Origin of the sequence: Bacillus sp. 0209A (assembly GCF_036765095.1) — a bacterium.
GTDB lineage: Bacteria > Bacillota > Bacilli > Bacillales > Bacillaceae > Bacillus > Bacillus subtilis_G.
In genome coordinates this window covers 312,747-326,644 of record NZ_JBAIZV010000003.1, presented here as the reverse complement: position 1 = coordinate 326,644, position 13,898 = coordinate 312,747, and the positions used below count along the sequence as shown (strand labels likewise).

18 protein-coding genes and 1 pseudogene are annotated in these 13,898 nt (G+C 45.5%); 14 read left to right on the top strand and 5 right to left on the bottom strand.

From position 1 onward, the window contains the following. The first annotated feature begins 17 nt into the window (after window positions 1-17). The 3 genes from dsdA (at window position 18) to V6D44_RS12355 (ending at window position 2,774) form a co-directional block, all read left to right on the top strand. Window positions 18-1,352 (top strand): D-serine ammonia-lyase, encoded by a 1,335-nt coding sequence (gene dsdA, locus V6D44_RS12365; RefSeq protein ID WP_087990628.1) that lies wholly within the window; start codon window positions 18-20, stop codon window positions 1,350-1,352. A 71-nt stretch (window positions 1,353-1,423) separates the two neighbouring features. Then, window positions 1,424-2,383, top strand: a complete 960-nt coding sequence (gene coaA, locus V6D44_RS12360; protein ID WP_087990627.1) for a type I pantothenate kinase — start codon at window positions 1,424-1,426, stop codon at window positions 2,381-2,383. A 4-nt stretch (window positions 2,384-2,387) separates the two neighbouring features. Further along, a complete protein-coding gene (locus tag V6D44_RS12355) occupies window positions 2,388-2,774 on the top strand; it encodes a VOC family protein (RefSeq protein WP_087990626.1) in 387 nt (128 codons plus the stop codon). A gap of 205 nt (window positions 2,775-2,979) precedes the next feature. Here the strand turns inward: V6D44_RS12355 and V6D44_RS12350 are convergent, their stop codons facing one another. After that, window positions 2,980-4,212: an MDR family MFS transporter gene (locus V6D44_RS12350; RefSeq protein WP_253268409.1), complete on the bottom strand. Its 1,233-nt coding sequence runs from the start codon at window positions 4,210-4,212 to the stop codon at window positions 2,980-2,982. A gap of 303 nt (window positions 4,213-4,515) precedes the next feature. Between V6D44_RS12350 and V6D44_RS12345 the strand changes: the two genes are divergently transcribed. After that, window positions 4,516-4,689: a hypothetical protein gene (locus V6D44_RS12345; protein WP_202327287.1), complete on the top strand. Its 174-nt coding sequence runs from the start codon at window positions 4,516-4,518 to the stop codon at window positions 4,687-4,689. A 63-nt stretch (window positions 4,690-4,752) separates the two neighbouring features. On the opposite strand, the gene V6D44_RS12340 is transcribed toward V6D44_RS12345, so the two are convergent. Beyond that, on the bottom strand, window positions 4,753-4,959 hold the full coding sequence (locus tag V6D44_RS12340; RefSeq protein WP_148961969.1) for a YqzH family protein: 207 nt from the start codon (window positions 4,957-4,959) through the stop codon (window positions 4,753-4,755). A gap of 167 nt (window positions 4,960-5,126) precedes the next feature. Between V6D44_RS12340 and V6D44_RS12335 the strand changes: the two genes are divergently transcribed. The 7 genes and pseudogenes from V6D44_RS12335 (at window position 5,127) to V6D44_RS12305 (ending at window position 9,316) form a co-directional block, all read left to right on the top strand. After that, entirely contained in the window at window positions 5,127-6,365 is a 1,239-nt protein-coding gene (locus V6D44_RS12335) for a DNA polymerase IV (protein WP_087990623.1), read from the top strand. Continuing rightward, window positions 6,362-6,700 (top strand): YolD-like family protein, encoded by a 339-nt coding sequence (locus V6D44_RS12330; RefSeq protein WP_087990622.1) that lies wholly within the window; start codon window positions 6,362-6,364, stop codon window positions 6,698-6,700. Before V6D44_RS12335 ends, V6D44_RS12330 begins: the two co-directional genes overlap by 4 nt. Window positions 6,701-6,892: 192 nt before the next feature. Beyond that, window positions 6,893-7,363 (top strand): GNAT family N-acetyltransferase, encoded by a 471-nt coding sequence (locus tag V6D44_RS12325; RefSeq protein ID WP_087990621.1) that lies wholly within the window; start codon window positions 6,893-6,895, stop codon window positions 7,361-7,363. A 9-nt stretch (window positions 7,364-7,372) separates the two neighbouring features. Continuing rightward, a pseudogene (locus V6D44_RS12320) lies at window positions 7,373-7,718 on the top strand (antibiotic biosynthesis monooxygenase family protein). After that, on the top strand, window positions 7,711-8,742 hold the full coding sequence (locus V6D44_RS12315) for a bifunctional GNAT family N-acetyltransferase/GrpB family protein (RefSeq protein ID WP_087990620.1): 1,032 nt from the start codon (window positions 7,711-7,713) through the stop codon (window positions 8,740-8,742). The pseudogene V6D44_RS12320 and the gene V6D44_RS12315 overlap by 8 nt, the downstream one beginning before the upstream one ends. Further along, window positions 8,739-9,062: an iron-sulfur cluster biosynthesis family protein gene (locus V6D44_RS12310; RefSeq protein WP_087990619.1), complete on the top strand. Its 324-nt coding sequence runs from the start codon at window positions 8,739-8,741 to the stop codon at window positions 9,060-9,062. Before V6D44_RS12315 ends, V6D44_RS12310 begins: the two co-directional genes overlap by 4 nt. Window positions 9,063-9,076: 14 nt before the next feature. Further along, window positions 9,077-9,316 carry a YqkC family protein gene (locus tag V6D44_RS12305; RefSeq protein ID WP_003236767.1) on the top strand — a complete coding sequence of 80 codons (240 nt, stop codon included), beginning with the start codon at window positions 9,077-9,079 and terminating at the stop codon, window positions 9,314-9,316. A gap of 78 nt (window positions 9,317-9,394) precedes the next feature. Here V6D44_RS12305 and V6D44_RS12300 read toward each other — a convergent pair whose 3' ends face one another. After that, window positions 9,395-10,315: an alpha/beta hydrolase gene (locus tag V6D44_RS12300; protein ID WP_087990618.1), complete on the bottom strand. Its 921-nt coding sequence runs from the start codon at window positions 10,313-10,315 to the stop codon at window positions 9,395-9,397. 165 nt (window positions 10,316-10,480) lie between these two features. Here V6D44_RS12300 and V6D44_RS12295 point away from each other — a divergent pair, with 165 nt between their 5' ends. After that, window positions 10,481-10,705 carry a YqkE family protein gene (locus tag V6D44_RS12295; RefSeq protein WP_087990810.1) on the top strand — a complete coding sequence of 75 codons (225 nt, stop codon included), beginning with the start codon at window positions 10,481-10,483 and terminating at the stop codon, window positions 10,703-10,705. A 289-nt stretch (window positions 10,706-10,994) separates the two neighbouring features. Here V6D44_RS12295 and V6D44_RS12290 read toward each other — a convergent pair whose 3' ends face one another. Beyond that, on the bottom strand, window positions 10,995-11,915 hold the full coding sequence (locus tag V6D44_RS12290; RefSeq protein ID WP_087990617.1) for an aldo/keto reductase: 921 nt from the start codon (window positions 11,913-11,915) through the stop codon (window positions 10,995-10,997). A 63-nt stretch (window positions 11,916-11,978) separates the two neighbouring features. Beyond that, a complete protein-coding gene (mciZ, locus tag V6D44_RS12285) occupies window positions 11,979-12,101 on the bottom strand; it encodes a Z-ring formation inhibitor MciZ (RefSeq protein ID WP_014114281.1) in 123 nt (40 codons plus the stop codon). 74 nt (window positions 12,102-12,175) lie between these two features. Here mciZ and nudF point away from each other — a divergent pair, with 74 nt between their 5' ends. Beyond that, the gene (gene nudF, locus V6D44_RS12280; protein WP_202327300.1) at window positions 12,176-12,733 is read left to right on the top strand and encodes an ADP-ribose pyrophosphatase; all 558 of its coding nucleotides are present in this window, start codon (window positions 12,176-12,178) and stop codon (window positions 12,731-12,733) included. Then, window positions 12,730-13,893 (top strand): TIGR00375 family protein, encoded by a 1,164-nt coding sequence (locus V6D44_RS12275; RefSeq protein ID WP_202327301.1) that lies wholly within the window; start codon window positions 12,730-12,732, stop codon window positions 13,891-13,893. Before nudF ends, V6D44_RS12275 begins: the two co-directional genes overlap by 4 nt. The last annotated feature ends 5 nt before the right edge of the window (window positions 13,894-13,898 follow it).

Below are 13,898 nucleotides of genomic sequence, written 5' to 3'. Positions count from 1 at the left end.
GAAGGGAGAATCATTGGATGTCAATCAATCAAGAAGCCCTTCATGTTCTGCTCAAAGATCCGTTCATTCAGAAACTGATTGACGCAGAGCCTGTATTCTGGGCAAATTCCGGCAAGAAAGAGAGCCCGTTATTTCACGCAGATGAGTGGGAAAGCGAGATAGAGGGAGCGGAAAATAGGCTGCGGCGGTTTGCTCCTTACATTGCCGAGGTGTTTCCTGAGACGAAAGATGCCAAAGGAATAATCGAATCTCCGCTTTTTGAAATGCAGCATATGAAGGGAAAACTGGAAGCGGCGTATCAGCAGCCCTTTCCGGGAAGATGGCTTTTAAAGTGCGACCATGAACTTCCGATTTCAGGATCGATTAAAGCGCGGGGCGGGATTTATGAAGTATTGAAGCATGCTGAAATGCTGGCGCTTCAAGAAGGAATGCTTCTGGAAAACGATGATTACCGCATCTTACAGGAAGAGCGGTTTGCCGCGTTTTTCTCCCGCTATTCGATTGCTGTCGGTTCGACAGGAAACCTTGGATTAAGTATCGGCATCATCGGTTCGACACTCGGATTTCGCGTGACAGTGCATATGTCCGCTGATGCCAAGCAGTGGAAAAAGGATCTCCTTCGCCAAAAAGGTGTCACTGTCATGGAGTATGAATCAGATTACAGTGAAGCGGTGAAAGAAGGGAGACGGCAGGCGGAGCAAGATTCATTTTGTTATTTTATTGATGATGAACATTCCCGTCAGCTGTTTTTAGGATATGCTGTTGCCGCCAGCCGATTAAAAACGCAGCTCGACTGTATGAATATACAGCCAAGTCTAGAGACACCGCTGTTTGTGTATCTGCCGTGCGGAGTCGGCGGAGGGCCGGGCGGTGTGGCATTTGGGCTGAAGCTTTTATACGGCGACCATGTCCATGTGTTTTTCGGAGAACCGACTCATTCACCGTGTATGCTGCTGGGGCTTTATTCCGGCCTCCACGAGAAGATTTCCGTCCATGATATCGGTCTGGATAATCGGACGGCTGCTGACGGGCTTGCTGTAGGAAGGCCGTCAGGGTTTGTGGGCAAGCTGATTGAACCGCTGCTGAGCGGCTGTTATACCGTAGAGGACAATACGCTTTATGCCTTGCTTCATATGCTGGCTGTATCTGAAAGTAAATATTTAGAGCCCTCTGCTCTTGCCGGCATGTTCGGGGCCATTCAGCTTTTTTCGACAGAAGAAGGAAGGCTATATAGTCAGAAGCATAACATGGAACATGCCGTACATGTCGTCTGGGGAACGGGAGGAAGCATGGTTCCAAAAGAAGAGATGTCCGCTTATAATCGAATCGGTGCGGATTTGCTGAAAAAATAAGCAGACAGTGAAAGGGTTTTCCGTTACAATCTTTGTAAGGGTTTTAACCTACAGAGAGTCAGGTGTAAACAGTGAAAAATAAAGAGCTTAACTTACATACTTTATATACACAGCACAATCGCGAGTCTTGGTCTGGTTTTGGGGGACATTTGTCGATTGCTGTATCTGAAGAAGAGGCAAAAGCCGTGGAAGGGCTGAATGATTATTTATCTGTTGAAGAAGTGGAAACGATTTATATTCCGCTTGTTCGCCTGCTTCATTTGCATGTGAAGTCAGCCGCCGAGCGCAATAAGCATGTCAATGTTTTTTTGAAGCACCCTCATTCAGCCAAAATTCCGTTTATTATTGGCATCGCCGGCAGTGTGGCAGTCGGAAAAAGCACGACGGCGCGGATATTGCAGAAGCTGCTTTCGCGTTTGCCGGACCGCCCTAAAGTGAGCCTTATCACGACAGATGGTTTTTTATTTCCTACAGCCGAGCTGAAAAAGAAAAATATGCTGTCACGAAAAGGGTTTCCCGAAAGCTATGACGTAAAGGCGTTGCTCGAATTTTTGAATGACTTAAAATCAGGAAAAGACAGAGTAAAGGCTCCGGTGTATTCCCATCTGACCTATGATCGCGAGGAAGGGGTGTTCGAGATTGTAGAACAGGCCGATATTGTGATTATCGAAGGCATTAATGTTCTTCAGTCGCCCACCTTGGAGGATGACCGGGAAGATCCGCGTATTTTTGTCTCCGATTTCTTTGATTTTTCGATTTATGTGGACGCGGACGAAAGCCGGATTTTCACATGGTATTTAGAGCGTTTTCGTCTGCTTCGGGAAACGGCTTTTCAAAATCCCGATTCTTATTTTCATAAATTTAAAGACTTGTCTGATCAGGAGGCTGACGAGATGGCAGCTTCGATTTGGCAGAGTGTCAACCGGCCTAATTTATATGAAAATATCTTGCCGACTAAATTCAGGTCCGATCTCATTTTGCGTAAGGGGGACGGGCATAAGGTGGAAGAAGTGCTGGTAAGGCGGGTGTAATATCGTGCACCATATTGAACTGTATGTCTCCGATTTGGAAGCGTCTCGGCGGTTTTGGGGATGGTTCTTAACAGAACTTGGCTATAGAGAGTATCAAAAATGGGGCTCAGGCATTAGCTGGAAGAAAGATCATTTTTATCTTGTGATTGTGCAGGCGAAAGAGCCATTTCTCGAGCCGGCATACCACAGATGCCGTATCGGGCTGAACCATCTCGCCTTTCATGCTGAATCCAAGCTTCAAGTTGACCAGATGACCGAAAAACTGATGAGAAAAGGCTATCGTGTGTTGTATCGGGACCGCCATCCTTTTGCCGGAGGAGACGGGCATTATGCCGTTTATTGCGAGGATCCGGACCGGATGAAGGTAGAGCTCGTTGCCCCAAGCGGTTAATCATGGTCTTCGGACAGGCTGTTAAGCTTTTCCTCAATGCGATCCAGCTGCGCTTTTCGGTTCTTCGCGTACTTGAAGCCTGTAACAGCTGCAAAGATGACAGCGGCAACATAATAAATACTTAAAGCTGAAACATCCCATTGCCTATATTCGTGTTCATCACCCCATTGTTGCGGGAGAGATTGGTTCTCTCCCGTTTTTTAATTTAAAGCGGCTTTTCCAGCCCTGGCCGGTGTTTTGTCATTCCCGTTTTCATCTGCCGATAGGCGAACACCAAAAATGGCAGGCCGAGCAGGGTGATCCCGCTCAGAACAGAAAAAATAAAAATCGGCCGGCCAGCGCCAAATAGGTCTATACATATACCCCCGATCCAAGGGCCGATGACGTTTCCGAGCTGTGAAAAACCGATGGCCCCGAAATAAGTGCCTTTTAACCCGGGTTTTGCAATTTGGTCTACAAACAAATCCATCATAGAGAATAAAAGCACTTCGCCGATTGTAAATGTGACCACAATCAGCACAAGGGATGAAACACCGTGTGATACGGTGAAAATAGCCATGCTGATACTCACCATCACATTACCGAGCATCAAGGAGCAAAGCGGCGAAAAACGTTTTGCAAAATGGACGATGGGAAATTGCGTTGCCAGCACAACGATTGCGTTTAATGTCAGCATCAGCCCGTACAGTTTCGTTCCATTGCCAAACAAGGGGTTCTGCGCCATATACTGCGGAAATGTGGAACTGAATTGTGAGTAGCCGAAGGTGCATAGCGTAATGCCGACCAGAGCAATTGTAAAAAGAAGATCCTTTTGCGTCACCATAAATGCTTCCCGCACGCTCATATTTCGGGATTGGCCTGATCCTGATAAGGATGGATGCTTTTTAAATTGGATAACAAGCACGAGTCCGTATAGTCCGTAAATGACTGCGGGCGCCAAAAAGGGTGCGGTCGATTGCGATGAGCCGAAATACAGGCCTAGTATCGGTCCGAAGACAACGCCGATATTTATAGCTGCATAGCGTAAATTAAAAACAAGCAGTCTCGTTTTTTCTTCTGTCATATCAGACAGCAAAGCCTTTGAAGCAGGTTCAAATAGTGATTTGCAAAGGCCGTTTAATGCGTTTACCACAAAAAACACCCAGAGATGAGATGCCGCCGCAAATCCTGCAAATACCAGCATCCAGCCGAAAATGGACACTAGCATCATGTTTTTTCTGCCGAATTTGTCCGAGATATATCCGCCGTAAAAGCTTGCGAGGATGCCGACTGATGAGCTTGCAGCGATAACCAGCCCTGCATAGGAAGCTGATGTGCCTTGGACGGCTGTTAAATAAATCACTAAAAAAGGTATGCTCATTGATGTTGCCATCCTGCCGAAAATAGTTCCGATTATAATTGTCCAGCTGATGGGGTGGATATCTTTCCATTTCTTCATGAATCGTATTCTCTCCTGTATGTAGGATTTTTTTCTATCATATATGAAAAAATTTCCTTATCCAATGGGAAATTCAAAATATTTTATTGTTGATATGAATGTGAAACATATCTTACCTGAGGATGATGCACGTCGCTGGCGGAGGTTACATCGTTGAAATTGAGGTTGAGGCGTTCGGGAGTAAAATGATAATATATCCGATGTTTTTATGATTGGTGAAAGCATATTATTTGATGTGATTGATGCTGGAATGCCGTGCATTTCAAAGCGATTCGGCAGACCGTGGAAGCAGATGGTGTCTGTTTGAATATAAAAGGCGATCATCCGCTGATTCAAGCTGACGGAGCGCTGCATGGACCGGCAGAACAGGCGGCACTGGGTATGACTCAGGCTTTGCTTTTTTACAAGCCTTTCTGCATAATGACAAAGACTTTTGTTTGTTTTCATGGCGGTGTTTACAAAGGAAAGCCGCATTAGCGGCTGAAAGAACTCACAGTCCGATTCGGGGCGCTGTGCGTCTCTGTTTCTTTTGGCCAATGTTTAAGAGAACAGTCCTTGGTTGGTGACATAGTCATAAATGATATCTTCTATATGCGCATGCAAATCTTCATCGGGTTCTTCATTCCGTCTCTCTTCCAAGGCTGCTTTCAGGCTTTGTTTTTCATACGGGCTTAACGGATCTACGGCAACATTTCGGCCGTATTGACGCAGTGCCTGTCCCAGCATTTTCTCGACAAATTTCTCCATTATGACTCTCCTATCTTTATGCCTCGCTTTTATTCTACTAAATGTTTTTCTTCTCTCAAACCCTTGGATCATATTTTCTGTCAGGCAAGAATCATTTACCAGTATAAATCGAACATATTTTCGCATATAATAGAAAAAGCGAACATAAGTTCTTTTTAGAGGTGTGTATGATGAAAGAAAAAGTGATTTTTCTCGTTGACATGCAATCGTTTTATGCATCTGTAGAGAAAGCGGAAAATCCACATTTGAAAAATAGGCCCGTCATTGTGTCGGGTGACCCTGAAAGAAGGGGAGGAGTCGTATTGGCCGCCTGCCCGCTGGCGAAACAAAAGGGGGTCGCGAATGCTTCCCGGCTGTGGGAGGCGCAGGAAAAGTGCCCTGAAGCAGTTGTGCTCCGGCCTCGTATGCAGCGGTATATTGATGTATCACTGCAAATCACGGCCATTTTAGAGGAATATACAGATCTTGTAGAGCCGTATTCCATCGATGAACAGTTCATGGACATTACAGGCAGCCAGAAGCTGTTTGGGACGCCGGATGAGATCGCAAAAAGCATTCAGGGCAGAATTATGCGGGAGATCGGCGTTTATGCGCGTGTCGGAATCGGCCCTAATAAAGCGCTGGCTAAAATCGCATGCGACAATTTTGCCAAAAAGAATAAGAACGGTATTTTTACCTTAACGAAAGAAAGTATGAAAATCGAAATGTGGCCGCTCCCGGTGGGCAGCATGTTTGGTGTAGGGAGGCGCATGAGGCATCATTTAAACCGAATGGGCATCAGCACGATCGGCGGGCTCGCGGCTTTTCCGCTCGATCTTTTAAAAAAGAAATGGGGCATTAACGGCCACGTGCTGTGGATGACGGCGAACGGGATCGACTATTCCCCTGTTTCAACTTCATCTCTGGACGGGCAAAAGGCCATCGGCCATGGAATGACGCTCCCGAGAGACTACGAACACTTTGACAAAGAAATTAAAGTCGTGCTGTTGGAGCTGAGTGAAGAAGTGTGCAGGCGAAGCCGAAACGCCGGGGCAATGGGACAGACGGTGTCAGTAAGCTGCCGGGGGGCTGATTTTGATTGGCCGACAGGCTTCAACCGGCAAGTGAAGTTGGCGGAGCCTACTAATTCCACGCAGGATGTATATGAGGCTGTGTGCCGGCTGTTTCTTACGTTTTGGGACGGGAAGCCTGTCCGCCGCCTGGGGGTCAATCTGTCTCAGCTCTCATCTGATGACATATGGCAGCTCAATTTATTTCAGGATGATGCAAAGAAAATGAGCCTTGGCTATGTGATGGACGGCATTAAAAACCGGTTCGGCGACACAGCCATCGTCAGGGCGGCGTCACTGACAGCGGCAGGCCAGGCATTTGAACGTGCGGCTAAAATAGGAGGGCACTATAAATGAACGACCATTTAAAAAGAGGCAACCTGCTGTGGGAAGGGAGCAGGATGTTTCTGCCGGAACATAAACAAAGCCTGCTTGAGAGAAAGCGTCATAAACAGAAGCTGCAAAAGCCGATCCTTGATCCCGATAAGCTGGAGGAAATGAATCAAACGCTTTGCGCCGCGATGGAGTTTGCTCAGGATATTACTGTCAGCTGCTTTCAGGACGGTGAAATTGTCCGCTGCACCGGGAAAATCTGCCGGTATGAAGAGTTTGAAAAAACAGTATGGGTAAAAGGAGACGAGGATCAGCTTTATAAGCTGAAACTTGATCAGGTGCTTGATATTGTGCTGTAAAGTTTCTCCCTCCTGCACTGTGGGAGAAATATGTGTAAAATGATCAAACATTGTTCCCTCCGCAGTCTCCGAAACGTATGATACCGAAAAGAAGGCATTTACAATTCCAGTCAGGCAAAATATAATTTTTGTATTGTAGAAAAAAAAAGAGCTGACATTCGTTTTGCCAGACGGAGGGAGATTAAATCGTAAATGGATATTCGAACAATCACGTCTTCAGATTATGAAATGGTAACGTCTGTAATGAATGAATGGTGGGGCGGCCGACCGCTGAAAGAAAAATTGCCGAGGCTATTTTTTGAGCATTTTCAGGACACAAGCTTTATTGCATCTGAACATAACAGCATGACAGGGTTTTTAATCGGGTTTCAATCGCAATCGGATCCTGAAACGGCATACATCCATTTTTCCGGTGTGCACCCTGATTTCAGAAAAATGCAAATTGGAAAACAATTATACGATGTCTTTATTGAAATGGTAAAACAAAGAGGATGCACCCGGGTCAAGTGCGTCACTTCACCGGTGAATAAGGTATCAATCGCGTATCACACAAAATTGGGCTTTGACATTGAAAAAGGAACCAAAACGCTAAATGGCATCTCAGTGTTTGCAAACTACGATGGCCCGGGCCAAGACAAGGTCCTGTTTGTCAAAAACATATGAGGGGGAAATATGATGGATTTTTTATCAAAAACACCTGAACCTCCTTACTATGCAGTTATTTTTTCATCTGTCAAAAGCGAAAGTGACACAGGATATGGAGAAACAGCAGAGCGGATGGTATCGCTGGCGGCGGATCAGCCCGGATTTTTAGGCGTCGAAAGCGTTCGTGAAGCGAATGGAAGGGGCATAACGGTGTCCTATTGGGACAGTATGGACGCCATTAATCGCTGGAAGCATCACACCGAACATCAAGCGGCAAAAGAAAAAGGAAAGAGCGTTTGGTACGCGTCGTATGCAGTCCGCGTTGCAAAGGTCGAGAGACAGCTGCTATTTTCAGGAGAACAGAAATGATTGAATCTCTTCAACATAAGAAAGACAACACAGCGCGTGAGATTATTGCCGTACAGCAGCCCGCCTACATAAAAGAAGCGGAGCTTATCGGTTTTGACGGTATCCCCGCCTTACAAGAGAAGACGAAGGATATTCAAGCATCCCATGAACAGTTTGCGGGATATCGGAAAGACGGCAAACTGATAGGTGTCATTTCATATGAGAAAAACATGCATCATCTCACCATTTGCAGGCTTGTCGTGCATCCCGGCGGTTTCAGAAAAGGGATTGGACGGGCACTTCTGCAATTTGTCATCGATCAAAACAAAGACGCTGAGAAAATCGAAGTAGTCACAGCTGAGAAAAATACACCGGCCATGTCGCTCTATACACAGGCGGGATTTCAAAAGGCAGAAACTGTCGAAGCGGCGGAGGGTCTTTTGCTGTCTGTCTTTTATTTGTATCCGAAAAGAAAAGTTGAAGTCGTTCCCTACAATGAAAAATGGGCGGAACTTTTCAGTGAAGAAAAAGAACGGCTGAAGCTTGTGTTCGGACCGGAGATCATCGCTGTTCATCATATCGGAAGCACATCGATCCCGAACATGGCGGCAAAGCCAATCATTGATATTCTGATTGAAGTAAGAAGAATTGAAGCTGTGAGCCAATATGATACACAAATGAAGGCAATCGGCTACACACCGAAAGGAGAAAATGGCGCAGCGGGCAGGCGTTACTTCCAAAAGGGCGGTAATAAACGCACTCATCATCTCCATATGTACGAAAAGGGAAACCCTGCTATTGAAAGGCATCTGCTATTGAGAGATTATCTCAGAGCTCATCCAGCAATAGCGAACGAATACGCCAATCTCAAAAAACGACTGGCGGCCCAACATCCGGATAGTATCAATCAGTACATACAAGGGAAAGATGATTGGATTAAGGCTGCAGAAGAAAATGCGAAGCGGTGGAAGGAAGGCGGAAACAATGCGGATAGAAACGTTGTATGCTACAATAGCGAAAATGATGGAAACGGGGGACTCACCTTATGAACATACACGTGACAGATGCAGCAAAACAAGCACTGCAGCAGGCGTTTGACGCCAACCCAAGGAAAAAAGCCCAGCTTCGTTACGATGCAGAAGGATGCGGCTGCGCGGTAAGCGGTGTACCGACAATCTGGCTGGCAGAAGAATTAACGGGACAGTGCGAGCAGCTGGAAACGAACGGCATCCCGCTTTATATCCAATCGTCGCAAAAAGTGTTTTTTGACGATCAAATGACGATCGATTACAATGAAAAAGCTAAAACACTGGCGCTGAAAAGTCCGGCTGAAATGCTCAGCCCCAGAATGAGCATATTAGTAAAGTAGGGAGACACGAAAACGTGGAACAAAAGCTGAAGTCAATGAAGAACACAGCACAGAATAAAACGTGGGTATCCTTCCTAAACCAAAACCATCCCTATACCTTGCTCCATTGGTCAATTGGAGGAGCAGAGTCTATCAAGAAAGATGTTTGGCTATTGCAGGATGAAATGACATTCGAAACACAAGAGTTCACAACAATAGATCTTGCGATTGAATGGATCAGAGAAAATATGGATGGCATTACCGACGTTTTATGAAATGGAAAAGCGAAAGAGCCGAAGTGGCCTTTCGCTTTTTATTATGGAAAAGAAAAAAACGAGGCAAGGCCTAAGATTTCAGCATGTTGTTGAACCCTTCATTTTGTTTAAAAACGTCTGCACCGTTTTTCGATACGTGTCCCGGTTTTTGGTATACGACATGGCGTGTTCACCGTTCTCGGCAATATACAGTGCCTTCGGTCCGGGTTTCTTTTCAAAAAGCCGCTCGGTTGAAGAAATCGGAATATAATCATCATCCTTACTGTGAATAAAGAGGACCGGATTTTGGATTTGATCAATGACAGCAAGCGGAGATACTTCGCGTGCCCGATAGCCGCCTCTCAGCTTCAAAAAGAAGTCGGCGATGGGGAGCAGCGGCCAAGACGGGAGCCTGTATTCCGCTTTCAGCCGATAGGCAAGCTGTTCATCAAAACGTGCGAACGGACAATCAGCAATATAAAAATCAGCCCCATCATCACAGTGTTCACCAGCATAAAGCAGGGCGGTCGCAGCTCCCATTGATTCACCGTGAATGCCGATCAATCCGCGATGACCTGTTTTGTTTTTGACCCAATTAACAACCTCACTGAGATCATCCTTTTCATAAAACCCGTAGCCAGTCGTCTTTCCGCCGCTTTGACCGTGACGGCGATGGTCATAAACCACTACATTCCAGCCGAAATCGAGAAATAAATGCATATATTTAAGAGAATTCAATATATTCATCGTCACCCCGTGGCAGATGATAATGGTGTTTGGTGTGTCATGCGGAGCGACATGGTATCCTTTTATATCATATCCGTAAGCCGATGGTATCACAAAAGCAGTTTTCTCCATTCGTTCAAAGGATTCAAACACATCATGTCCGTCGTCTGTCTCTCTTTTGATAATGTCTTCATCTGTCTTTTTCTTGATAAATAGAATGATATTCGAAAAAACAACTCCGATTCCGATAACAGCGGTTAAGAGAGCGCCAATGGCCAAAAGGATTTTCTTCAAAAGAGTCACAGCACCTTTCAACTAAATACAGGAAATTTACACTTAAAATCATTATACCTAAACACTTCTGCGCGGATCAAAAAAGTTTTGAGAAGAGAGCCCGCTTGTTCAGTCTGTATGCTCCGTGATAAACTGGCTTCAAAACAAAACACGGGGGAAGTCTACATGAAAAAACAAAAATCCGCTGACAAACACCAATTAAAAGACGGCCTTCAAACCGACATCAAAGCAAAGCTTATGGAGATGAAGAGTCAGTTGAAGGAAGAGGACGAAAAGAGGCAGGAAAGAGAAAAAGCAGAACAGCTCAGAAAGAAAAAAGAGATCGAAAAAAATAAAAGCTTTGAAGAGCTCCTTGATGAAAGCCAAATGGATTGGCATCAATATAAATAAAACCAGCACCCGTACAGGTGCTGGTTTCAGCGTGTCGACAAACCCTCGCATTCGTTGTCAGTCCTGCGCATTGGTGCTCACGTGAAAAAAGATCAGCGGCTAAAAGCTAGAGCGTCCTGCTCAAACGCCCCTGCCACCGCATCCTGCGGAAGTCTGCTCCAATGCTCGTCCTTCCTAGACTTCAAGGGTTTTCAATCACGCTGAAAAGATGACAAAATCCTAAAACGAAAACCGTTTTAGGATTTTGTCAACCATATGAACAAGCACCCGTACAGGTGCTTGTTTTCTGTTATGAGCGGTGAGCTTCGTAAACGTCTTGTTTCGTATGAGATTGGAGCGCTTTGACTTCCTCTTCGCTTAAACGCCGTGCGTTTGCAGCGTGAATGTTTTCCCGTAACTGCTCAATCTTACTCGCGCCTGTAATCACTGAAGCGACAGCCGGCTGTGCTAACAGATACTGCAGCGACTTTTCTGTCATGGAAAGATCGGAAGCAACATCCTCTATTGCCTTGCGGGCATTTGTCAATTCCTCAAAGGAATAAGACAAGTACCCGTTTTGTTTGATGCTGTCCGCTGCTTGTTCAAGCGGTTTTTCTGTCAAGAGCCCTTTGGCAACCGGACCTCTGGTGACTACGCTGATTTGATGTTCCTCTAAAAGCGGAAGCCATTCCTCGGGGCGTCTGTCAAACAGGCTGAACTGCATCATAATACTGATGATGTTTGATTTTTTTACATATTCTTTTATGACATTCGGGCGAATGGAAGAAATGCCATAGTAACGGATGACACCTTCTTGCTTTAATTCTTCAAACGCTTCGATCGTTTCATCAATGTTGTCCTCTATCGTGCCGCCGTGAAGCTGATAGAGATCAATATAATCTGTTTTCAGCCGTGCAAGGCTCTTTTTCACGGCTTCTTTTATGTAAGCTTTTGATGGGTCCCAATACCAGCCTTCGCTGTCGTCATCCCAGCGGTTTCCCGCTTTCGTTGCCAAAATAATATCCTGGCGTCTGTTTTGGATCGCATCACCGACGATTTCTTCGTTGCGTCCGCGGTCATACAAATCCGCTGTGTCCAAATAGTTGATGCCAAGCTCGATGGCTTCATCCAAGATAGACAAAGCTTTGTTTTTTTCAGTACCAAGAGACATACAGCCGAGTCCGGCTTCGCTTATTTCTAAATCAGATGTACCCAGTTTGCGCTTTCTCATGTGCACACTCCTTTTTTAAAGCTTTGTATTGACCGTAATATAAAGGAGCTAAAGTTTCAACTTTTACGGCTTAGAGACCCAATCTTTCACATATTGGAATGTGCGCCCGTATTCCTTTAATTTCGCCCGAATCTCCCATGCTTTTCCGACTAAGACAACACCTTTTGGCATGCGATGCACTTTCACGAAGAAGCCCCCCTTTTCTCTAGTATGATAAAATGTATGGGGCATCATATAGAGACAGAACGGGAGATGAAGAAATGAAATCATTAGAAGAAAAAACAATTGCTAAAGAACAGATCTTTTCAGGTAAAGTCATTGATCTATATGTGGAGGACGTGGAGCTGCCAAACGGCAAAGCGAGTAAACGTGAAATTGTGAAACACCCTGGGGCTGTAGCGATATTAGCTGTTACTGATGAAGGGAAAATCATTATGGTCAAACAATTCCGCAAGCCGCTTGAGCGGACGATCGTTGAAATTCCGGCCGGAAAGCTTGAAAAAGGGGAGGAGCCGGAGTATACGGCACTTCGGGAGCTTGAAGAGGAAACGGGTTATACAGCGAAAAAGCTGACAAAAATCACTGCGTTTTATACATCGCCCGGCTTTGCTGATGAAATCGTTCACGTGTTTCTTGCTGAAGAGCTTTCTGTTCTCGAAGAAAAACGGGAGCTTGATGAGGACGAGTTTGTTGAAGTGATGGAGGTGACGCTTGAAGATGCGCAGAAGCTGGTTGAATCGCGTGAAGTATATGATGCTAAGACAGCCTATGCGATTCAGTATCTTCAGCTAAAAGAAGCGCTCCAAGCACAAAAATGAAAAAGATTTACGCGGATTTGCACATTCATATCGGCCGGACCTTTACAGGAAGGGCTGTCAAAATAACAGGCGCCAAAACACTTACGCTGGACCGAATTTTGATAGAAGCCAGTGAGCATAAAGGGATAGAACTTCTTGGCATTATCGACTGCCATTCTCCGGAAGTCATTTTGGAGCTAGAAGAAGGCATTTCATCAGGAACATATCGCGAGCTTGATGGCGGGGGGATTCGGTACCGCAGCACGACTCTTTTATTAGGAAGCGAGCTGGAGATTTATGACGAAGCCTGCAGCGGGCCGATCCATGTCCTCGTGTTTATGCCAACGCTTGCTGAAATGAAGCGGTTTTCAAACTGGCTGTCATCGCGGCTGAAAAACATTCATTTAAGCTCACAGCGGATTTATGAAACGGGCTTGAACCTGCAAAAAAAAGTGAAGGAATTGGGCGGACTGTTTATCCCCGCCCATATCTTTACACCGCATAAAAGCTTATATGGAAAAGGGGTTGCATCAAGCCTAACCCAGGTTTTTGATCCCTCTATGATAGATGCGGTGGAACTAGGATTAAGCTGTGATACAGACATGGCTTCACATGTATCTGAATTGAATCAGTATCCTTTTTTAACAAATTCTGATGCGCATTCGTTAGCGAAAATCGGCAGAGAATATAATGAACTATATGTGCAGTCAGCTGATTTTATCGAATTTACTCTTGCATTAAAGGTGCAGGGTGACAGGAAAATTACCGCAAATTATGGCTTGGATCCGTTATTGGGAAAATATTATCAGACAGCTTGCGAAGCATGCGGAGAACCTGCTGTGAGCGGGGAAACGGTGTGCGCGAATTGCGGAAATGCCAAGTTTACAAAGGGAGTTAGCGAAAGATTGCGTGAATTGAGTGATCAGACTGAAGTTCGCGTCTCGCGTCCAAGATATGTTCATCAGATCCCGCTGCAATTTGTTCCGGGTGTCGGTCCGAAAACGCTGGACAAACTAAAAAAAGCCTTCGGAACAGAAATGGCTGTTCTTCATGAGGCGGCAGAAGAAGATTTGGCTCGCGTTGTCCCGCCGAAAACCGCGGCGTTGATTGTAAAAGCGAGATCCGGAAAGCTGGAATTAAAAGCCGGAGGAGGAGGAACCTACGGTAAAATTAAACCGTGAGTGAA